This window comes from Pseudomonas soli (genome assembly GCF_900110655.1).
GTDB classification, from domain to species: Bacteria; Pseudomonadota; Gammaproteobacteria; order Pseudomonadales; family Pseudomonadaceae; genus Aquipseudomonas; species Aquipseudomonas soli.
On record NZ_FOEQ01000002.1, the window covers coordinates 79,256 to 98,803 of the forward strand.

The 19,548-nt window shown below is 64.5% G+C and carries 20 protein-coding genes; 11 read left to right on the forward strand and 9 right to left on the reverse strand.

Going from position 1 to position 19,548, the window contains the following annotated elements:
* Positions 1–124: 124 nt before the first annotated feature.
* From BMY03_RS04940 to BMY03_RS04970, 7 genes are all read left to right on the forward strand, one after another.
* Positions 125–1,504 (forward strand): nucleobase:cation symporter-2 family protein, encoded by a 1,380-nt coding sequence (locus BMY03_RS04940; protein ID WP_094010419.1) that lies wholly within the window; start codon positions 125–127, stop codon positions 1,502–1,504.
* 85 nt (positions 1,505–1,589) lie between these two features.
* Positions 1,590–1,982, forward strand: coding sequence for a sulfurtransferase complex subunit TusD (gene tusD / locus BMY03_RS04945; RefSeq protein WP_023632843.1), 393 nt, complete (start codon positions 1,590–1,592; stop codon positions 1,980–1,982).
* A gap of 1 nt (position 1,983) precedes the next feature.
* Positions 1,984–2,343: a sulfurtransferase complex subunit TusC gene (tusC, locus tag BMY03_RS04950; RefSeq protein WP_094010420.1), complete on the forward strand. Its 360-nt coding sequence runs from the start codon at positions 1,984–1,986 to the stop codon at positions 2,341–2,343.
* Positions 2,343–2,639: a sulfurtransferase complex subunit TusB gene (gene tusB / locus BMY03_RS04955; protein ID WP_094010421.1), complete on the forward strand. Its 297-nt coding sequence runs from the start codon at positions 2,343–2,345 to the stop codon at positions 2,637–2,639. The genes tusC and tusB overlap by 1 nt, the downstream gene beginning before the upstream one ends.
* Positions 2,636–2,971, forward strand: coding sequence for a TusE/DsrC/DsvC family sulfur relay protein (locus tag BMY03_RS04960; protein ID WP_023632846.1), 336 nt, complete (start codon positions 2,636–2,638; stop codon positions 2,969–2,971). The genes tusB and BMY03_RS04960 overlap by 4 nt, the downstream gene beginning before the upstream one ends.
* Positions 2,968–3,984: a glycosyl transferase family protein gene (locus BMY03_RS04965; RefSeq protein ID WP_094010422.1), complete on the forward strand. Its 1,017-nt coding sequence runs from the start codon at positions 2,968–2,970 to the stop codon at positions 3,982–3,984. The genes BMY03_RS04960 and BMY03_RS04965 overlap by 4 nt, the downstream gene beginning before the upstream one ends.
* 97 nt (positions 3,985–4,081) lie before the next feature.
* Positions 4,082–5,041, forward strand: coding sequence for a glutathione S-transferase family protein (locus BMY03_RS04970; RefSeq protein WP_094010423.1), 960 nt, complete (start codon positions 4,082–4,084; stop codon positions 5,039–5,041).
* A gap of 116 nt (positions 5,042–5,157) precedes the next feature.
* Here BMY03_RS04970 and cysG read toward each other — a convergent pair whose 3' ends face one another.
* The 6 genes from cysG to BMY03_RS05000 all read right to left on the reverse strand — a co-directional run bounded on the left by cysG (position 5,158) and on the right by BMY03_RS05000 (position 12,736).
* Entirely contained in the window at positions 5,158–6,549 is a 1,392-nt protein-coding gene (gene cysG, locus BMY03_RS04975) for a siroheme synthase CysG (protein ID WP_094010424.1), read from the reverse strand.
* Positions 6,550–7,830, reverse strand: coding sequence for a serine--tRNA ligase (gene serS, locus BMY03_RS04980; protein WP_038705845.1), 1,281 nt, complete (start codon positions 7,828–7,830; stop codon positions 6,550–6,552). It lies immediately after the preceding gene.
* Between the two features lie 30 nt (positions 7,831–7,860).
* Complete coding sequence (gene crcB, locus BMY03_RS04985; RefSeq protein ID WP_023630958.1) at positions 7,861–8,235, reverse strand: fluoride efflux transporter CrcB; 375 nt, start codon at positions 8,233–8,235, stop codon at positions 7,861–7,863.
* Entirely contained in the window at positions 8,232–9,557 is a 1,326-nt protein-coding gene (locus BMY03_RS04990) for a replication-associated recombination protein A (RefSeq protein WP_038705844.1), read from the reverse strand. Before BMY03_RS04990 ends, crcB begins: the two co-directional genes overlap by 4 nt.
* Positions 9,558–9,569: 12 nt before the next feature.
* Entirely contained in the window at positions 9,570–10,193 is a 624-nt protein-coding gene (gene lolA, locus BMY03_RS04995) for an outer membrane lipoprotein periplasmic chaperone LolA (protein ID WP_031315274.1), read from the reverse strand.
* A gap of 62 nt (positions 10,194–10,255) precedes the next feature.
* Complete coding sequence (locus BMY03_RS05000) at positions 10,256–12,736, reverse strand: DNA translocase FtsK (RefSeq protein WP_052062188.1); 2,481 nt, start codon at positions 12,734–12,736, stop codon at positions 10,256–10,258.
* Between the two features lie 415 nt (positions 12,737–13,151).
* On the opposite strand from BMY03_RS05000, the gene aat reads away from it, so the two are divergent.
* From aat to infA, 3 genes are all read left to right on the forward strand, one after another.
* Entirely contained in the window at positions 13,152–13,832 is a 681-nt protein-coding gene (gene aat, locus BMY03_RS05005) for a leucyl/phenylalanyl-tRNA--protein transferase (protein WP_023630956.1), read from the forward strand.
* Positions 13,833–13,889: 57 nt separating this feature from the next.
* Positions 13,890–14,597: an arginyltransferase gene (locus BMY03_RS05010; protein ID WP_023630955.1), complete on the forward strand. Its 708-nt coding sequence runs from the start codon at positions 13,890–13,892 to the stop codon at positions 14,595–14,597.
* Positions 14,598–14,700: 103 nt separating this feature from the next.
* Positions 14,701–14,919 (forward strand): translation initiation factor IF-1, encoded by a 219-nt coding sequence (gene infA, locus BMY03_RS05015; RefSeq protein ID WP_002553999.1) that lies wholly within the window; start codon positions 14,701–14,703, stop codon positions 14,917–14,919.
* Between the two features lie 128 nt (positions 14,920–15,047).
* On the opposite strand, the gene clpA is transcribed toward infA, so the two are convergent.
* Positions 15,048–17,318 (reverse strand): ATP-dependent Clp protease ATP-binding subunit ClpA, encoded by a 2,271-nt coding sequence (gene clpA, locus BMY03_RS05020; protein WP_038705843.1) that lies wholly within the window; start codon positions 17,316–17,318, stop codon positions 15,048–15,050.
* A 30-nt stretch (positions 17,319–17,348) separates the two neighbouring features.
* Positions 17,349–17,723 (reverse strand): ATP-dependent Clp protease adapter ClpS, encoded by a 375-nt coding sequence (gene clpS / locus BMY03_RS05025; protein ID WP_023630410.1) that lies wholly within the window; start codon positions 17,721–17,723, stop codon positions 17,349–17,351.
* A 231-nt stretch (positions 17,724–17,954) separates the two neighbouring features.
* On the opposite strand from clpS, the gene cspD reads away from it, so the two are divergent.
* On the forward strand, positions 17,955–18,209 hold the full coding sequence (cspD, locus tag BMY03_RS05030; RefSeq protein ID WP_023630409.1) for a cold shock domain-containing protein CspD: 255 nt from the start codon (positions 17,955–17,957) through the stop codon (positions 18,207–18,209).
* 73 nt (positions 18,210–18,282) lie between these two features.
* On the opposite strand, the gene icd is transcribed toward cspD, so the two are convergent.
* Positions 18,283–19,539 (reverse strand): NADP-dependent isocitrate dehydrogenase, encoded by a 1,257-nt coding sequence (icd, locus tag BMY03_RS05035; RefSeq protein ID WP_023630408.1) that lies wholly within the window; start codon positions 19,537–19,539, stop codon positions 18,283–18,285.
* Between the last annotated feature and the right edge of the window lie 9 nt (positions 19,540–19,548).

A 19,548-nucleotide genomic window follows, 5' to 3' on the forward strand; every position in this document is an offset into this window, starting at 1 on the left:
GACTCAAAAGTCAGCTTATTAGCGCCTTCCTCCGCGATTGTGCGCCCATCGTGCTTGCCTCTACCGCAATGGCCGTTCTGCCCGTAGAATGCGCTCCTTTTTCCTTCCGGGGCGGCATTTTCCCATGAGTTCACACGAACACGGCCCAGGCGCGGCGTCGCCTGCCAATGAACTGGTCCTTGGCCTGGAGGACAAGCCTCGCCTGCTGATCGGCCTGCTGGCGGCTCTGCAGCACTTGCTGGCGATCATCGTGCCGATCGTCACGCCGGGCTTGCTGATCTGTCAGGCGCTAGGCGTGTCGGCGCGTGATACCAACCTGATCGTGTCGATGTCGCTGGTGATCTCGGGCATCGCCACCTTTGTCCAGTGCAAGCGTTTTGGGCCGTTCGGCGCCGGGCTGCTGATCGTGCAGGGCACCAGCTTCAACTTCGTCGGCCCGCTGATCGCCGGCGGCGCGCTGATGGTCAAGCAGGGCACGCCAGTTGAAGGCGTGATGGCGGCGATCTTCGGCGTGGTCATCGCCGGTTCGTTCGTGGAAATGGGCGTGTCGCGCATCCTGCCCTTCGTCAAGCGCCTGATCACGCCGCTGGTGACCGGCATCGTCGTACTGATGATTGGCCTGACCTTGATCAAGGTCGGCTTGATCAGCATGGGCGGCGGCTTTGGCGCCATGGCCAACGGTACCTTCGCCGATGGCGAGAACCTGCTGCTGTCGGGAGTGGTGCTGGCGATCATCGTCATCCTCAACCGTGTCCCGGTGGTATGGATGCGCAGCTGCGCCATCGTCATCGCCCTGGCGGTGGGCTACGCCCTGGCCGGCTACCTGGGCCGCCTGGACTTCACCGGCATGCACCAGGCCGCGCTGTTCCAGGTGCCGACGCCGCTGCACTTCGGCCTGGGCTTCTCCTGGTCGCTGTTCATCCCGATGCTGGTCATCTACTTGGTCACCTCGCTGGAGGCCATCGGTGACGTGACTGCGACCAGCAAGGTTTCGCGCCAGCCGGTCGAGGGCCCGGTATGGATGCAGCGGATCAAGGGCGGGGTGCTGGTCAACGGCGCCAATTCGCTGCTGGCGGGCCTGTTCAACACCTTCCCCAGCTCGATCTTCGCCCAGAACAACGGCGTGATTCAGCTGACCGGCATCGCCAGCCGCCATATCGGCATCTGGATCGCCGCCATGCTGATCCTGCTGGGCCTGTTCCCGTCGGTTGCCGGGGTGATCCAGGCAGTGCCGGAGCCGGTGCTCGGCGGCGCGGCCATGGTGATGTTCGGCGCCGTCGCGGCCTCGGGCATCAATATCCTCGCCAGCACCCGCCTCGACCGCCGTGCCCTGCTGATCATCGCCGTGTCGCTGTCGCTGGGCCTGGGCGTGGCCCAGGTACCGGAGTTCCTCGCGCATATGCCGGCGGCGCTGCGCAACGTGCTGGAGTCGGGTGTCGCCACCGGCGGCATCTGTGCCCTGGTGCTCAACTGGTTCCTGCCAGAAAGCAAAGACCAGGCCTGAGCCCCGCCAGCCAGAGCAGAAGCCCGTGCCCACCCGCACGGGCTTTTTGCTTTATCATGGCCGCATTCATTTGCTCGAGCCTTACATGAAATTCGCCATCGCGGTCTTTTCCCCGGCCCATGCGCCCTCCTCGCGCCGCGCCTTGCGCTTTGCCGAGGCGGTGCTGGCCGGCGGGCATGAAATTGCCCGGCTGTTCTTCTACCAGGACGGGGTACACAGTGCTTCGGCCAATATCGTCGCGCCCCAGGATGAGCTGGACGTGGCCGCGCAGTGGCGTGCCTTCGTCAGCGATCACCGGCTCGACGCCGTGGTGTGCATTGCCGCCGCCCTGCGTCGTGGGGTACTCGACGACACCGAGGCCAACCGCTACCAGCGCCCGGCGGTAAACCTGCCAATGCCGTGGGAGCTGTCCGGCCTGGGCCAGCTGCACGAAGCCGCGCAACTGGCCGACCGCCTGGTCTGCTTCGGAGGTGATTGAAATGGCCAAGTCCCTGCTGATCATCAGCCGCCAGGCGCCGTGGAGCGGCCCGTCCGCTCGCGAAGCGCTGGATATCGCCCTGGCCGGCGGCGCCTTCGATTTGCCGCTGGGCATGCTGTTCCTCGATGACGGCGTGTTCCAGCTCGCCGCCGCACAGCAGCCAGACGCCGTGCAACAGAAGAACCTGGCCGCCAATCTCCAGGCCCTGCCTATGTTCGGTGTGGAGGAGTTGTTCGCCTGTGGTCACAGCCTCGCCCGCCGAGGGCTGGACAACGACGCCCTGTCACTGCCGGTGGAAGTGCTCGACAACGCCGCGCTGACCGCACTGATTGCCCGTTTCGACCAGGTGGTGACGCTCTGATGACGACCCTGCATGTAATCGCCCATTCGCCCTTCGGTGACGAGCGCCTGGCCAGTTGCCTGCGTCTACTCGGCCCGCAGGACGCGCTGCTGCTGTGCGGTGACGCCACCTACGCGCTCCAGGCCGGCACCGAGCCCTTCGCTGCCCTGCAGGCCGCCAATCTCGGCGAGCGCCTGTTCGCCCTCGCCGAAGACCTGCAGGCCCGCGCCCTCGACAGCCAATTGGCCAAGGTAGTGGACTACCCCGCCTTTGTCGAGCTCACCCTGCACCACGACAAGGTCAACAGCTGGCTATGAGTACCCTGACTGTCGGCGATCGTAACATCGCCCTGGACAAGGACGGCTTCCTGGTCGAGCTGCAGGACTGGTCCCGCGAAGTCGCCGAGGCCCTCGCCACGCGCGAAAGCATCGCCCTGACCGCGGACCACTGGGAAATCCTCGAGCTGCTGCGCCAGTTCTACCAGGAGTACCAGCTGTCACCGGCCACCCGCCCGCTGATCAAGTACACCGCGCTCAAGCTCGGCGCCGAGAAAGGCAACAGCCCACACCTCAACCGCCTGTTCAACGGCACCCCCGCCAAACTTGCCGCCAAGCTGGCGGGCCTGCCCAAGCCGACCAACTGCATATGACCGAGCCACAGCTGAACGAAGCACGCCCTTTGACCCTGGAAACCCCGGCCGAACACCCGTTCGCCGAGTTCGTACGCATCCTCGGCAAGGGCAAGCGTGGCGCCCGCGGCCTGACCCGCGAGGAAGCCCGCGCCGCGATGACCCTGCTGCTCGAGGGCAAGGTCGAGGACACCCAGCTGGGCGCCTTCCTGATGCTGCTGCGGCATAAAGAGGAAAGCGCCGAAGAGCTGGCCGGCTTCACCGAGGCCCTGCGCGCCCATCTGCACGCGCCCCAGATCACCGTCGACCTCGACTGGCCCAGCTACGCCGGCAAGAAGCGCCATCTGCCATGGTACCTGCTGGCGGCCAAGTGCCTGGCGGGCAACGGTTTGCGGATCCTGATGCACGGCGGCGGCGCCCATACGGCGGGCAGGCTGTACACCGAGCAACTGCTCGACCTGCTGGGTATCCCGCTGTGTCGCAACTGGACGGTCGTGGAGCAAGCCCTGGACAGTCGTCGACTGGCCTTCTTCCCGTTGCAGGACTGGGCGCCACAGCTTCAGCGCATGATCGACCTGCGCAACACCCTGGGCCTGCGCTCGCCCATCCACTCCCTGGCCCGGGTGCTCAACCCGCTCGGCGCCCGCTGCGGCCTGCAGAGCATCTTCCACCCCGGCTACCAGGCGGTGCACCGCGAGGCCAGCCGCTTGCTCGGCGACCACACAGTGGTGATCAAAGGTGACGGCGGCGAGATCGAGGTCAACCCGGATGTCATCAGCCACCTGTACGGCACCTCGGCCGGCGAGGCCTGGGACGAGGAGTGGCCGGCCCTCAGCGCCCAGCGCCATGTGAAGCCGGCCAGCCTGCAGCCCGAGCACCTGCTGGCGGTATGGCGTGGCGAGGCACAGGACAGCTATGGCGAGCTGGCCGTGGTCGCGACCATGGCCCTAGCCCTGCGCGGGCTGGGCCAGGACCGCGAGCAGGCGTTCAGCCGCGCTCGCGACTACTGGACCAACCGCAGAAGCATCGAATAAGCCGATAGATAGGGCGCAGTCTTTGCGCTATTTATTCGAACGCTTTTCACTAGACTGAGCTCCAACGACAAACGACTTTGTTCCGAGGAGCTTTGCAATGGGCCTTTTGATCGATGGCCGCTGGCATGACCAGTGGTACCAGACCAGCCAGGATGGCGCGTTCAAGCGCGAGAACGCTCAACGCCGCAATCAACTGCCCGCCGCCGAGGCCGGCCGTTATCACCTGTACGTGTCACTGGCCTGCCCCTGGGCGCATCGCACCCTGATCTTCCGCGCCATCAAGGGCCTGGAACCGCTGATCGACGTCTCCGTGGTCAGCTGGCTGATGGGCGAGCACGGCTGGACCTTCGACCAGCAGCAGGGCTCCAGCGGCGATCATCTGGACGCATTGCAGTACCTGCACCAGCGCTACACCCAGGACGACCCGCACTACACCGGGCGCGTAACCGTGCCGGTGCTGTGGGACAAGCAAGAGAAGCGCATCGTCAACAACGAGTCTGCCGAGATCATTCGTATCTTCAACAGCGCATTCAACGAACTGACCGGTAACACCCTGGACCTTTACCCCGAGCCGCTGCGCGCTACCATCGATGGGCTCAACGAACGTATCTACCCGGCCGTGAACAACGGCGTGTACCGCGCAGGCTTCGCCACCTCGCAGGAAGCTTACGAGGCCGCCTTCGACGATGTCTTCAACGAACTGGACCACCTGGAAGAGCTACTGGGCCGCCAGCGTTACCTGGCCGGTGAGTACCTGACCGAAGCCGATGTGCGGTTGTTCACCACGCTGGTGCGTTTCGATGCGGTGTACCACGGGCACTTCAAGTGCAACCTGCGCCGCTTGAGCGACTACCCGAACCTGTCCAACTGGCTGCGCGAGCTGTACCAGTGGCCGGGCGTGGCGGGCACGGTGAACATGGAGCATATCCAGAAGCACTACTACATGAGCCACAAGACCATCAACCCGAACGGCATCGTGCCCAAGGGGCCGTTGCAGGATTTCGGCTTGCCGCATGACCGGGAGCGGTTAATGGGCAAAGGGATCTGGAAGGCTTGATAAAGCTGGGGCTGCTTTACAGCCCACCGTCGGCAAGCCGGCTCCCACAGGGGCTTGTATGATCCTGTGCGAGCCGGCTTATCGTGGCGATGGGCCGCAAGGCGGCCCCAGTCATTTCAGGCGTCTTGCGCGCCTTCGAACCACGCCAGCTTCTCGCGCAACTGCACCACTTCCCCGACGATCACCAGGGTCGGCGCATGCACTTCGTGGCGTGCCACCAACGCTGGCAGGTCGGCCAGGGTGCCGGTGAACACCCGCTGGTTGCGGGTGGTGCCCTGCTGCACCAGCGCAGCCGGCGTACTCGCCGCACGGCCATGGCGGATCAACTCGGCGCAGATGGTCGGCAAGCCGACCAGGCCCATGTAGAACACCAGGGTCTGGGCCGGAGCCACCAGGTCATTCCAGGGCAGGTTGCTGGTGCCATCCTTCAGGTGGCCGGTAACGAAGCGCACCGACTGGGCATAGTCGCGGTGGGTCAGTGGAATCCCGCCATAGGCCGAACAACCACTGGCTGCCGTGATGCCCGGTACCACCTGGAACGGAATACCTTCGTCGGCCAGCTCCTCGATCTCCTCGCCACCCCGGCCAAAGATGAACGGATCGCCACCTTTGAGCCGCAGCACGCGCTTGCCCTGGCGAGCGAGGTCGACCAGCAGGCGATTGATCTTGTCCTGCGGCACGGCATGATCGGCGCGGCGCTTGCCGACATAGATGCGCTCGGCGTCACGCCGACACATATCGATGATGGCAGGAGCCACCAGGCGGTCGTACAGCACCACGTCGGCCTGCTGCATCAGGCGCAGGGCGCGGAAGGTCAGCAGGTCCGGATCGCCCGGCCCCGCGCCCACCAGGTACACCTCGCCGCCCTGCTGCACCGGCGCGCCATCGACCATCGCCTGCAACAGGCGCTCGGCCTCGGCGCCCTGCCCGGCCAGCTGGCGCTCTGCGATCGGCCCCTGGAACACGGTTTCCCAAAAGCCACGACGCTGGTTCACGTCAGGGTACAAGGCCTTGACCTTGTGACGGAAGCGCGCCGCCAGCCCAGCCAACTCGCCGTAGGCGGAAGGGATCCAGGCCTCCAGCCTGGCGCGGATCAGGCGCGCCAACACTGGAGCGTCGCCGCCGCTGGAAACCGCCACCACCAACGGTGAACGGTCGACGATGGCCGGAAAGATCACCGTACACAGGGCCGGCGCATCCACCACGTTGACTGGCAGGCTGCGCGCCTGGGCCTCGGCCGAGACCTGGGCGTTGAGCGCCGAGTCGTCGGTCGCCGCGATCACTAGCCGACAACCGTCCAGGTCCGGGGCCTGGTAGCCACGCACCAGGACTTCGCCCCCGCCCTCTCGGGCCATTGCGGCGAGCTGGCTGTCGACCTCAGGCGCTACCACCCGCAGCGCGGCGCCAGCATCGGCCAGCAGGCGCGCCTTGCGCAAGGCGACCTCGCCGCCGCCGACGACCAGCACACGGCCACCCTGCAGCTTGTGGAACAGCGGCAGGTAGTCCATTCAGCGAATGACCTCGACGCCACCCATGTACGGTTTGAGCACCTCAGGCACACGGATCGAACCGTCGGCTTGCTGGTAGTTCTCCAGCACGGCGACCAAGGTACGACCGACGGCCAGGCCCGACCCATTGAGGGTGTGCACCAGCTCCGGCTTGCCGGTTTCCGGGTTGCGCCAGCGGGCTTGCATGCGGCGCGCCTGGAAGTCGCCGCAGTTGGAGCAGGAGCTGATCTCGCGGTACTTGTCCTGGCTTGGCACCCAGACCTCCAGGTCGTAGGTCTTCACCGCGCCAAAGCCCATGTCGCCGGTGCACAGCGCCAGTACGCGGTACGGCAGCTCCAGCAGCTGGAGCACGCGCTCGGCGTTGGCGGTCAGGCCTTCCAGCGCTTCCATCGACTTGGACGGCTCGACCACCTGGACCATCTCGACCTTGTCGAACTGGTGCTGGCGGATCATGCCGCGGGTGTCACGGCCCGAGGCACCGGCCTCGCTGCGGAAGCACGGGGTGTGGGCGACCAGCTTCAGCGGCAGCTGCTTGGCGTCGAGGATCTCACCCGCCACCAGGTTGGTCAGCGACACTTCGGCGGTCGGGATCAGGTAGAAGTCAGCCTCGCCTTCGCGGGTGATCTTGAACAGGTCTTCCTCGAACTTCGGCAGCTGGCCGGTGCCCTGCAGGGCCGGGGCCTGCACCAGGTACGGGGTGTAGTGCTCTTCGTAGCCGTGCTCGCCGGTGTGCAGGTTGATCATGAACTGCGCCAGGGCGCGGTGCAGGCGGGCCACCGGGCCACGCAGCACGGCAAAGCGGGCGCCGGACAGCTTGGCCGCGGCCTCGAAGTCCAGGCCACCGCTGACCTCGCCCAGGGCGACGTGGTCCTTGATTTCGAAATCGAAGGCCTTCGGCGTGCCCCAGCGGCGCACTTCGACGTTGTCGTCTTCGCTGGCGCCGACCGGCACGCTGGCGTCCGGCAGGTTGGGGATGGTCAGCAGGATGCCGTCCAGTTCCGCCTGGATGCCATCCAGCTCGGTCTTGCCGGCGGCCAGCTCGTTGGCCATGCGCTCGACGTCGGCCATCAGCGGGGCGATGTCCTCGCCCTTGGCCTTGGCCTGGCCGATGGACTTGGAGCGGGCGTTACGCTCGGCCTGCAGCTGCTCGGTGCGGGTCTGCACGGCCTTGCGACGCTCTTCCAGCGATTCGATGCGCGCGACATCCAGGCTGAAGCCACGGGAGGCCAGGCGGTCAGCCACTTCCTGAAGTTGGCCGCGTAACAGTTTGGAATCGAGCATATCGTTCTCTCGTTATAAGTAGGTGTTGGTTCAGAATCGGGTCAGGGACAGGCCAGCCCAGGTCGCGAGCAGGCCGCCCACCACGCTGATAATGGTATAGCCCAAGGCCAGCGGGACCTGCCCGCTTTCCATCAGGCGCACGGTATCGAGCGAGAAGGAGGAAAAGGTGGTCAGGCCGCCGAGAAAGCCGACGATCAGCCCGGCGCGCAGCTCGACCGGCACCAGCGGCTTGTGCAGGAACAGCCCGTACAATAGGCCGATCAGCAGGCAGCCAACCAGGTTGACCGCCAGCGTACCGGCATAGAAGTGTCGCGGCCAGTGGGCCGTGACCCAGTTGGCAGTGGCGAAACGCAACAGCGTGCCGGCGATGCCGCCGGCGCTGACTGCGGCAATCAGTGCAATCACGGTTTTCTCCGCTGGCGGGGGCTGGCGCGATCGAGCTCGGCCAGGTGCTTGAGTTTCTCGCCGATCTTCAGTTCCAGGCCACGGGGCACTGGCTGATAGTACTGGCGCGGTTCGAGCTGCTCGGGGAAATAGTCCTCGCCGGCGGCATAGGCGTCCGGCTCGTCGTGGGCATAGCGGTACTCCTCGCCATAGCCCAGTTGCTTCATCAGTTTGGTCGGCGCGTTGCGCAGGTGCAGCGGCACCTCCAGCGAGCCGTGCTCGGCGGCCTCACGCATCGCCGCCTTGAAGCCCATGTAAACGGCGTTGCTCTTCGGCGCGCAGGCGATGTAGGTGATGGCCTGGGCCACCGCCAGCTCGCCCTCGGGGCTACCCAGGCGCTCCTGCACGTCCCAGGCTGCCAGGCACAGGCTCAGGGCGCGGGGGTCGGCGTTGCCGATATCCTCGCTGGCCATGCGCACCACGCGCCGGGCGATGTACAGCGGGTCGCAGCCGCCGTCGAGCATGCGCGCATACCAATACAACGCACCGTCGGGGTTGGAGCCGCGCACCGACTTGTGCAGTGCCGAGATCTGGTCGTAGAACGCCTCGCCACCCTTGTCGAAGCGGCGGCGGCTGTCACCGAGCAGGCTCTGCAGCAGCTCGACGCCGATCTCGCCGCCATCTTCGGCCAGGTCCGAGGCGTTCTCGAGGAAGTTGAGCATGCGCCGGCCATCGCCGTCGGCGGCGGCCATGAGCATCTTGAAGGCTTCGTCACCCACCCGCAGGTTGCGCTTGCCCAGGCCGCGCTCCTCGCTCAGGGCGCGATCGACCAACTTGCGCAGCGCGGCCTCGTCCAGGCTCTTGAGCACATAGACCCGTGCCCGCGAAAGCAGCGCGTTGTTCAGTTCGAAGGACGGGTTCTCGGTGGTCGCGCCGATGAAGATCAGCGTGCCGTCCTCCACGTAGGGCAGGAAGGCGTCCTGTTGCGACTTGTTGAAACGATGCACTTCATCGACGAACAGGATGGTGCGCCGGCCATACTGTCCGGCCTGCTGCTTGGCCACCTCGACGGCCTGGCGGATCTCCTTGACCCCGGCCAGCACCGCCGACACCGTTTCGAAGTGGGCGTCGCAGAACTGCGCCAGCAGCCGCGCCAGGGTGGTCTTGCCCACCCCGGGCGGGCCCCAGAAGATCATCGAGTGCAGCGCACCCTGCTCCAGCGCCTCGCGCAGCGGCTTGCCGCGCGCCAGCAGGTGCTCCTGGCCGACGTACTCGTCCAGATTCGACGGGCGCAGGCGGGCGGCCAGGGGCTGGGCGACGGGTTCGCTTCGAAACAGGTCCATCACGGGCTCCGCTTACTCCTTGATGACGTCCGCGCCCTTGGGGATGTCGAACTGGAACTTGCTGTCCGGCACCGCCTGGTTGGCCTTGACGCCATTGAACAGGATGTTGGTGCGCTGGCCGACGCTGTCGATCAGCTGCATGTCATTGATCAGCCCCCGGCGGAACGACACGCGCAGCGAGTCGAACAGGGTGTCCTTGGTCTTGGGCTTCAAGGTGAAGTCCATGACCTCACCCTGCTCCTTGGAGGTGATGTCGAAGCTCTGGCTGATCTTCGACACATCGCCGGACAGCAGTAGCGCCGGGGTCTGGTTCAGGCGCACGTCGAGCTTCTTGACGGTGGCCTGCTCCAGGTCCGGGTCCCACAGGGTGACGTTCTTGCCGTCCGACACCACCACCTGCTCCTGGGGCGCGTCGGTGTGCCAGTAGAACAGGCCCGGGCGCTTGACGGTCATCTTGCCGTTGGTCTCCTGCAGGCTGGTGCCGCTGGCATCCAGGGTCAGCTGGGAGAAATTGGCCTCGATGGTCTGCGACTTCTCCAGCAATTGCGTCAGGCGCTGGACGTCCTGTTCGCCGGCGTGGGCCGACAGGCTGGCCGCAGCCAGGGCAGAAACCAACAGCATGCGAATCGCGCGCATGGAAATCCTCATTGCACAGTGAAGGGGCCGGGCGCCGTCTATGGCGCCCGGCAGGTTGTTCATCAATCGCGTGGGCCGCCCGGGGCAATCACTTCCCGCGAGCCGTTGCTGTTCATCGGCGTGACCACACCGGCCATTTCCATCGCCTCGATCATGCGCGCGGCGCGGTTGTAGCCGATCTTGAGCTTGCGCTGCACCGCCGAGATCGACGCCCGGCGGCTTTCCAGCACAAACTGCACGGCTTCGTCGTACAGGGCGTCGCTTTCCGAGTCTTCGCCATCGCCGCCGCCACCGCCACCGCCGTCGAAGCCGCTGCCGGCCTCTTCGACGCCATTGAGGATGTCGTCGTTGTAGTCCGGCGCGCCGCGCAGCTTCCATGCTTCGACCGTGCGGTGCACTTCGTCGTCGGAGACGAAGGCGCCATGCACGCGGATCGGCAGGCTGGTGCCCGGCGGCATATAGAGCATGTCACCGTGGCCGAGCAGCTGTTCGGCGCCGCCCTGGTCGATGATGGTCCGCGAGTCGATCTTGCTCGACACCTGGAACGCCATGCGGGTCGGGATGTTGGCCTTGATCAGGCCGGTGATCACGTCCACCGACGGGCGCTGGGTGGCGAGGATCAGGTGGATACCGGCGGCACGGGCCTTCTGGGCGATACGCGCGATCAGTTCCTCGACCTTCTTGCCGACGATCATCATCATGTCGGCGAATTCGTCGACCACCACCACGATGGTCGGCAGGGTCTTCAACGTCGGCGGCTCGTCGTCCATGCTCTCGCGACGGTACAACGGGTCATGGATGACTTCGCCGGCTTCCTGGGCGTCCTTGATCTTGCGGTTGAAGCCCGCCAGGTTGCGCACGCCCATGGCCGCCATCAGCTTGTAGCGCCGCTCCATTTCGGCGACGCTCCAGCGCAGGGCGTTGGCGGCATCCTTCATGTCGGTGACCACCGGGCACAGCAGGTGCGGGATGCCTTCGTAGATCGACAGTTCGAGCATCTTCGGGTCGATCATGATCAGCCGCGCGTCTTCCGGGCCGGACTTGAACAGGATCGACAGAATCATCGCGTTCACCCCCACCGACTTACCGGAGCCGGTGGTACCTGCCACCAGCAGGTGGGGCATCTTGGCCAGGTCGGTGATCACCGGCTTGCCGCCGATGTCGTGGCCCAGGGCCAGGGTGACCGGCGACTTGTTCTCGTCGAACTGCGGCGACGACAACACTTCGGAGAAGCGCACCATCTGGCGGTTCTCGTTGGGGATCTCGATGCCCACGGTAGTCTTGCCGGGGATCACCTCGACCACGCGCACGCTGGTCACTGCCAGCGAACGCGCCAGGTCCTTGGCCAGGTTGGCGATGCGGCTGACCTTCACGCCCGCGGCCGGCTGGATTTCGTAACGGGTGATCACCGGCCCCGGGTGGATCGAGTCCACCGCGACTTCCACGCCGAATTCCTTGAGCTTGATCTCCAGCAACTGGCCGACACCGGCCAGGGACTCAGGCGAGTACTCGATCTTCTTCTGCTCGGCAGGGTCGAGGATGGAAATGGACGGCAAGGTACCTTCCACCGCGCTGTCGATGAACAGCGGCGCCTGTTTTTCCTTCATGACCCGCTTGCTAGGTTCCGGCGCCTTGTCCGCGGTCGGCGGGATGATCACCGGGGCGGCGGGCTGTGCGCGAGCTACCACGGTTTCGCGCGGCGCGGCCGATTCGCGGGCCACCGCAGCTTCGCGCGGCACCACCGGGCGGGCCGGCGGCTCGTCACGCGTCATCACAGGTTCGGCGCGCTCGCGCAGCTGCGCCTTGGCCGGCTCGCGCCTGTCGCCTTTGCCGCCCAGGTCAAAGACCGGGTCGTCGACTTCACGCAGCTGGGCTTCCAGGCGCTTGCGCTCATTACGCGCCTCCCACCAGCGGCTGGCTGCGCCTTGCACCAGTTCGAACAGGTCGAGGGTGATCTTGCCCGTCAGGTCCATCACCTTGAACCAGGACAGGTCGGTAAACACCGTCAGGCCGAACAGGAACAGGGCAATGAACATCAGCGTGCTGCCCTGCACGTTCAGCAGGTTGCGCGCCAGATCGCCCAGGCTTTCGCCCAGGGCACCGCCGGCGGAGAACGGGATGTTCGCCGAGGGGTGGAAGTGGATATGCGCCAGGGCCGCGCCCGACAGCACCAGGAACACCAGGCCGATCAGCCGCCAGGAGAACAGCCAGCCGCTCCACTGCCAGGGCTGGTGGCGCTCGCGGAAGATCTGCCAGGTCTTGATCGCCAGCAGCAGCGGGAAGATGTAGGCGAAGTAGCCGAGCACCATGAACAGGATGTCGGCGAAATAGGCCCCGGCGCGGCCGGCGGCGTTCTGCACCTGCTCGGCGTTGCTGGTGTGGCTGAAGCCCGGGTCGGCGGTGTCATAGGTGACCAGTGCCATCCACAGGTACAGGCACAGGGCGCCGACGGCAATCAGCGCACCTTCCTTCAGGCGATAGTGCAGCTGCTGCCGCCACAGGGGCACTGGCAAGGGGGCTGGGGTTGCGGTGGATTTCTTCAAAACGCGTCTATTCCTGCGCGTGCTGCGCGTCCAATAGTGATTGGCCGGTCACCGGCCAATGAACCACTACTTTTAACATTACTGCCCACCCGCCGCCATGGCGGCACGCTGTATGGCGCGTGAACGGGGCGACTTTCATATTGATGCAATTTGAGCATGCATTTTCTTTTGTGACAAAGGCTTATGCTGTGTTTTTGCACAGGTGTGACAGCAAATGTGCCAGATGGTGCCGGTGGCGGCTCGAATGGGTGGTTGATTGGCGGTAGATTCTGCCAGGTCCGGCCCTGTCGCGGGGCAAGTCGGGTCGCCGCATCGCTGCTCCCACGCGGACCGCGCCCGCGAGGACGGTCGTTGACCTCATCCACAAGCCACGCCATGCTGGAGGCCCTCCCCTCCCCCGCCGCTCAAGAACCCCATGCTCACCTGGCTGACCCGCGACTCGCTGACTTTCCCGCCCCTGGAAAAGGCCCTGCACGACCCCAACGGCCTGCTGGCCGCTGGTGGCGACCTGACCCCGGAGCGTCTGGTCGCAGCCTATCGCCACGGCTGCTTCCCCTGGTACCAGGACGGCCAGCCGATCCTCTGGTGGTCGCCCGACCCGCGCACCGTGCTGTTTCCGGACGAACTGCATGTCTCGCGCTCGCTGGCCAAGCTGATCCGCCAAGGCCGCTACCAGGTGAGCTTCGACAGCGACTTCGCGGCGGTGATTGCTGCCTGCGCCGCGCCCCGGGACTACGCCGATGGCACCTGGATCACCGACACCATGCGCGCCGCCTACTGCGAGCTGCATCGGCGCGGCATCGCCCACTCGGTCGAGGTACGCCGGGAGGGTGAACTGGTCGGCGGCCTGTATGGCCTGGCCATGGGCCGCCTGTTCTTTGGCGAATCGATGTTCAGCCGCGCCGACAATGCCTCCAAGGTGGGATTCGTGACACTGGTCGAACACCTGAAGCAGGCAGGCTTCGTGCTGATCGACTGCCAGATGCCCACCGATCACCTGCACAGCCTGGGCGCCCGCGCCATCAGCCGGGCCAGCTTCGCCGATTACCTGGCGCAACACCTGGATCAGCCCAGTGCGGCCAGCTGGGTTGCCTAGGCGAGTTCCCGGAGCTGGCTTACACTTAGATACAACGTCTCACCTAAGGGGTTGATCATGACAGAGCTGGCGCGGTTGAAGTTCTATGCCACTCAACCCCACTCCTGCAGCTACCTGCCGGATGAGCAGGCAACCACACTGTTTCTCGACCCTAGCCAGCCGATGGATGTGCATGTCTACGCCGACCTTTCGGAAATGGGCTTTCGTCGCAGCGGCGACCACCTCTATCGCCCGCATTGCCAGCAGTGCAACGCCTGCGTGCCGGCGCGCATTCCTGCTGCGCGCTTCATTCCCAACCGCCAGCAGCGACGCATCCTCAAACGTAACGCCGACCTGACCGTCACCGCCGCCCGTCCAGCGTACAAGGAAGAGTACTTCGACCTGTACCGGCGCTACATCGAGCAGCGCCACGCCGATGGCGACATGTATCCGCCAAGCCGCGACCAGTTCTCCACCTTCCTGGTGCGCGACCTGCCGTTCTGCTGGTTCTACGAGTTCCGCCTGGAAGGCCGACTGCTGGCCGTGGCGGTGTGCGATCTGCTGCCCAACGGCCTGTCAGCGGTCTACACCTTCTACGAGCCCGAGGAAGAGCGCCGCAGCCTCGGCCGCTACGCGATCCTCTGGCAGATCACCGAAGCCCTGCGCCAAAACCTCGAGGCCGTTTACCTTGGCTACTGGATCAAGAACTGCAAGAAGATGAACTACAAGACCCAGTATCGCCCCATTGAACTGCTGATCAATCAGCGCTGGGTCACCCTCAACTGAAAGGCATTGGCTTGAAACACAATTTTCGGGCATAATCCACGCCACTTTTTTGCCCGGTGCAGTCGTGCGTCGGGCCATCACTGGATACCGAGGGCTTTACTGCATGTCGAAAGAAGACAGCTTCGAAATGGAAGGCACTGTCGTCGACACCCTGCCCAACACCATGTTCCGCGTGGAGTTGGAAAACGGGCACGTCGTTACCGCGCACATCTCTGGCAAGATGCGCAAGAACTACATCCGTATTCTCACTGGCGACAAGGTCCGCGTCGAACTGACGCCGTACGACCTGAGCAAGGGCCGCATCACCTACCGTGCGCGCTAAGCTCAAGCCATGAAAAAGCCCGGCCATTGTGCCGGGCTTTTTTGTGGACGCTTAAAAGCATCGCGGGGCCAGCCCGCTCCCACGTCAGTTTCTGCTGGCATGGGAGCGGGCTGGCCCCGCGATGGTCGTTACGCAACCTCGGCCGTGGTCTCGTAATCGAACACCAGCTCATCATCGCGCAGGTCGATGTGCACCACACCGCCATGCTCGGCCAGCTCACCGAACAGGATCTCTTCGGCCAGCGGCCGCTTGATCTTGTCCTGGATCAGCCGCGCCATTGGCCGCGCGCCCATCTGCACGTCGTAGCCCGAGGCCGCCAGCCAGCCGCGCGCGGCGTCGGTGACCTCCAGCAACACACGCTTGTCTTCCAGCTGAGCCTGCAGTTCGATAAGGAACTTGTCGACAATGCTCTTGATCGTCTCGTGGGACAGGCGGCCGAACTGGATGATGGTGTCCAGGCGGTTGCGGAACTCTGGCGTGAAGCTCTTGCGGATGACCTCCATGGCGTCGGAGGAGTGGTCCTGGTGGGTGAAGCCGATCGAGGCCCGCGCGGCAGTTTCGGCACCGGCGTTGGTGGTCATGATCAGGATCACGTTGCGGAAGTCCGCCTTGCGCCCGTTGTTGTCGGTCAGGGTCCCGTGGTCCATCACCTGCAGCAGCAGGTTGAAGACTTCCGGGTGGGCCTTCTCGATTTCATCGAGCAGCAGCACGCAGTGCGGCTGCTTGGTGATGGCCTCGGTCAGCAGGCCACCCTGGTCGAACCCGACGTAGCCGGGCGGCGCACCGATCAGCCGCGACACAGTGTGCCGCTCCATGTACTCGGACATGTCGAAGCGTACCAGCTCGACCCCCAGGGCCTTGGCCAGCTGCCGAGCAGCCTCGGTCTTGCCCACGCCGGTGGGGCCGGCGAACAGGAACGAGCCCACCGGCTTGTCCGGTGCCTTGAGGCCGGCACGGGACAGCTTGATGGCAGTGGCCAGCGAGTCGATCGCGGCATCCTGGCCGAACACGGTCAGCTTCAGGTCACGCTCAAGGTTGCGCAGCAGCTCCTTGTCGGAACTGGTGACATGCTTTGGCGGGATCCGCGCGATCTTGGCGACGATATCCTCGACCTGCGGCACGTCGATGCGCTTGACCCGGTTGGCTTCCGGCTGCAGGCGCTGATAGGCACCGGCTTCGTCGATCACGTCGATGGCCTTGTCCGGCATGTGCCGGTCATTGATGTAGCGCGAAGCCAGTTCGGCGGCGGCGCGCAGGGCCTCGTCGCTGTACTCGATGTTGTGGTGGCTTTCGAAGCGGCCTTTCAGGCCACGCAGGATGCCCACGGTGTCTTCCACCGACGGCTCGGTGACATCGACCTTCTGGAAGCGACGCGCCAGGGCACGATCCTTCTCGAAGATGCCGCGGAACTCCTGGAACGTGGTGGAGCCGATGCAACGGATCTCACCGGACGACAGCAACGGCTTGAGCAGGTTGGAGGCATCCATCACGCCCCCGGAAGCCGCGCCGGCACCGATGATGGTGTGGATCTCGTCGATGAACAGGATCGCCTGCGGCCGTTTGCGGAGCTCGCCGAGCAGCGCCTTGAAGCGCTTCTCGAAGTCGCCACGGTACTTGGTGCCAGCCAGCAGCGCGCCGAGGTCCAGGGAATAGACCACGCTCTGGGCCAGCAGGTCGGGCACCTGGCCATCGACGATGCGCTTGGCCAGGCCTTCGGCGATGGCTGTCTTGCCGACGCCGGCCTCGCCGACCAGCAACGGGTTGTTCTTGCGCCGACGAGCTAGGATCTGCGCGACGCGCTCGACCTCCTGCTCCCGGCCAACCAGCGGATCGATACGACCGGCACGGGCCAGTTCGTTGAGGTTGCTGGCGTAGGCGTCCAGCGGGTTGCTGGAAGAGGAAGCCTCGCCGCCCTCCTCATCCTGCATGTCCTGGTCGCTGTCGGTGTTCGGACCATGGCCCGGCACCTTGCTGATGCCATGGGCGATGTAGTTGACGACGTCGATACGCGCCACGCTCTGCTGCTTGAGCAGGAACACCGCCTGGCTTTCCTGTTCGCTGAAGATCGCCACCAGCACGTTGGCGCCGGTCACTTCGCGCTTGCCGGAGCTCTGCACGTGGAACACGGCACGCTGCAGCACGCGCTGGAAGCCCAGCGTCGGTTGCGTCTCGCGGTCCTCGTCATGCACGGGGATCAGCGGGGTGGTGGAATCGATGAACTCCTGCAGGTCGTGCTTGAGCTTGTCGAGATTGGCGCCACAGGCGCGCAGAACGGTCGCGGCAGCCTCATTGTCAAGGAGTGCCAGCAGCAGGTGTTCGACGGTCATGAACTCATGACGTTTCGAACGGGCCTCCTTGAAGGCCAGATTGAGGGTGACTTCGAGCTCGCGGTTTAACATAGCTTCACCTCATACCCAAGTGGTCGGCGATTAACCGTCCTTCTCGATTTCACAGAGTAGCGGATGCTGGCTTTCCCTGGCGTATTGGTTGACCTGCATGGCCTTTGTTTCGGCGATGTCACGGGTAAACAATCCGCACACTGCCCGCCCTTCGGTATGGACGGTCAGCATGATCTTGGTCGCCAGCTCGCGGTTCAGATTGAAGAACGTCTCGAGCACTTCGACGACGAAATCCATTGGCGTGTAGTCATCGTTGAACAAAACCACCTTGTACATCGGTGGCGCCTGCAGGATCGGCTTGGCCTCCTGGACGGCAAGGCCCGCGCCATCGTCCTCGTGCCCGTCCTCATGCGACTGCGGGCGATCCTGATTGAATGTTAGTCGAATCTCACTGAGTACATGCATGGAAAGAATTTCATCATGATCGACAGGTTAAGGTTGTGGGTTGACCGCGCAGGCCCCTCCCGGCGCGGGCGCCGGCTGACCTTGACTATCGGCAAAACGGTGTTACAACCAATAAGAACCCACCGTGGTCGATAAAGATCCGCGCAGTCAACCAGATTTTCTCGCAAGGTTCGTATGCGGATGAAGTGGATGATACTCCAGTGATGGAGTCCTTTGCAGAGGGACATAGGGATGGCAAGCGGTAAAGTCAAGTGGTTCAACAATGCCAAGGGCTACGGATTCATCAACGAGGACGGTAAGACCGATGATCTGTTCGCCCACTATTCAGCGATCCAGATGGACGGGTACAAGACGCTGAAAGCCGGCCAATCCGTGAACTTCGAGATCATCCAGGGCCCCAAAGGGCTTCACGCGACAGAGATCAAAAGCGCCACCAGCACGGTACAGGCCAGCGCCACGAACCCAGGCAGCACCGTCGAAGTCTGATCTCTGAGCTGTCTGCCGGTAAACGAAAAAACCGGTCGCCCCTTTAACAAAGAGGCGACCGGTTTTTTCACGCTTACATGTGCTTGATCAGCGCCTCGCCAAAGCCCGAGCTGCCGACCAGGGTCGCGCCCTCCATCAGGCGTTCGAAGTCGTAGGTCACGGTCTTGGCCGCAATGGCGCCATTGGTGCCCTTGATGATCAGGTCCGCGGCCTCGGTCCAACCCATGTGGCGTAGCATCATCTCGGCCGACAGGATCACCGACCCCGGATTGACCTGATCCTTGCCGGCGTACTTCGGCGCGGTGCCGTGGGTGGCCTCGAACATGGCCACGGTGTCAGACAGGTTGGCCCCCGGCGCGATGCCGATACCGCCCACCTCCGCCGCCAGTGCGTCGGACAGGTAGTCGCCATTGAGGTTGAGCGTGGCGATCACATCGTACTCGGCCGGGCGCAGCAGGATCTGCTGGAGCATGGCGTCGGCGATGGCATCCTTGACGATCACCTCGCGGCCGGTCCGCGGGTTCTTGAACTTCATCCACGGGCCGCCATCGAGCAATTCGGCGCCGAACTCGTCGCGAGCCACCTCGTAGCCCCAGTCCTTGAAGGCACCTTCGGTGAACTTCATGATGTTGCCTTTGTGCACCAGGGTCAGCGACTTGCGGTCGTTATCAACGACATATTGCAGAGCCTTGCGCACCAGGCGCTTGGTGCCTTCCTTCGACACCGGCTTGACGCCGATGCCGCAGTCCTGGTCGAAGCGGATCTTGGTGACGCCCATTTCCTCCTTGAGGAACTTGATCACCTTGTTCGCCTCGGGCGAGCCGGCCTTCCACTCGATACCGGCATAGATGTCCTCGGAGTTCTCGCGGAAGATCACCATGTCGACGTCGCCTGGCTTTTTCACCGGGCTCGGCACGCCCTGGAACCACACCACCGGACGCAGGCACACATACAGGTCGAGTTGCTGGCGCAACGCCACGTTGAGCGAACGGATGCCGCCACCGACCGGTGTGGTCAGCGGCCCCTTGATCGACACCACGTAGTCTTTCACCGCATCCAGGGTTTCCTGGGGCAGCCAGGTGTCCTGGTCATAGACCTGGGTGGCCTTCTCGCCGGCATACACCTCCATCCAGGCGATCTTGCGCTTGCCGCCATAGGCCTTTTGCACGGCGGCATCGACCACCTTGATCATCACCGGCGAGACGTCCACGCCGATGCCGTCGCCTTCGATGTAGGGAATGATGGGGTTATCGGGAACATTGAGCGAATGGTCTGCATTGACGGTGATCTTGGCACCATCAGTCGGAACCTTGATTTTCTGGTATCCCATGCTGCACTA

Bases quoted from the DNA above. Each gene is read 5' to 3' on its own strand.
- BMY03_RS04940 (WP_094010419.1), top strand. From the start codon at position 125: ATGAGTTCACACGAACACGGCCCAGGCGCGGCGTCGCCTGCCAATGAA.
- tusD (WP_023632843.1), top strand. From the start codon at position 1,590: ATGAAATTCGCCATCGCGGTCTTTTCCCCGGCCCATGCGCCCTCCTCG.
- tusC (WP_094010420.1), top strand. From the start codon at position 1,984: ATGGCCAAGTCCCTGCTGATCATCAGCCGCCAGGCGCCGTGGAGCGGC.
- tusB (WP_094010421.1), top strand. From the start codon at position 2,343: ATGACGACCCTGCATGTAATCGCCCATTCGCCCTTCGGTGACGAGCGC.
- BMY03_RS04960 (WP_023632846.1), top strand. From the start codon at position 2,636: ATGAGTACCCTGACTGTCGGCGATCGTAACATCGCCCTGGACAAGGAC.
- BMY03_RS04965 (WP_094010422.1), top strand. From the start codon at position 2,968: ATGACCGAGCCACAGCTGAACGAAGCACGCCCTTTGACCCTGGAAACC.
- BMY03_RS04970 (WP_094010423.1), top strand. From the start codon at position 4,082: ATGGGCCTTTTGATCGATGGCCGCTGGCATGACCAGTGGTACCAGACC.
- cysG (WP_094010424.1), bottom strand. From the start codon at position 6,549: ATGGACTACCTGCCGCTGTTCCACAAGCTGCAGGGTGGCCGTGTGCTG.
- serS (WP_038705845.1), bottom strand. From the start codon at position 7,830: ATGCTCGATTCCAAACTGTTACGCGGCCAACTTCAGGAAGTGGCTGAC.
- BMY03_RS04990 (WP_038705844.1), bottom strand. From the start codon at position 9,557: ATGGACCTGTTTCGAAGCGAACCCGTCGCCCAGCCCCTGGCCGCCCGC.
- lolA (WP_031315274.1), bottom strand. From the start codon at position 10,193: ATGCGCGCGATTCGCATGCTGTTGGTTTCTGCCCTGGCTGCGGCCAGC.
- aat (WP_023630956.1), top strand. From the start codon at position 13,152: ATGCTCACCTGGCTGACCCGCGACTCGCTGACTTTCCCGCCCCTGGAA.
- BMY03_RS05010 (WP_023630955.1), top strand. From the start codon at position 13,890: ATGACAGAGCTGGCGCGGTTGAAGTTCTATGCCACTCAACCCCACTCC.
- infA (WP_002553999.1), top strand. From the start codon at position 14,701: ATGTCGAAAGAAGACAGCTTCGAAATGGAAGGCACTGTCGTCGACACC.
- clpA (WP_038705843.1), bottom strand. From the start codon at position 17,318: ATGTTAAACCGCGAGCTCGAAGTCACCCTCAATCTGGCCTTCAAGGAG.
- clpS (WP_023630410.1), bottom strand. From the start codon at position 17,723: ATGCATGTACTCAGTGAGATTCGACTAACATTCAATCAGGATCGCCCG.
- cspD (WP_023630409.1), top strand. From the start codon at position 17,955: ATGGCAAGCGGTAAAGTCAAGTGGTTCAACAATGCCAAGGGCTACGGA.
- icd (WP_023630408.1), bottom strand. From the start codon at position 19,539: ATGGGATACCAGAAAATCAAGGTTCCGACTGATGGTGCCAAGATCACC.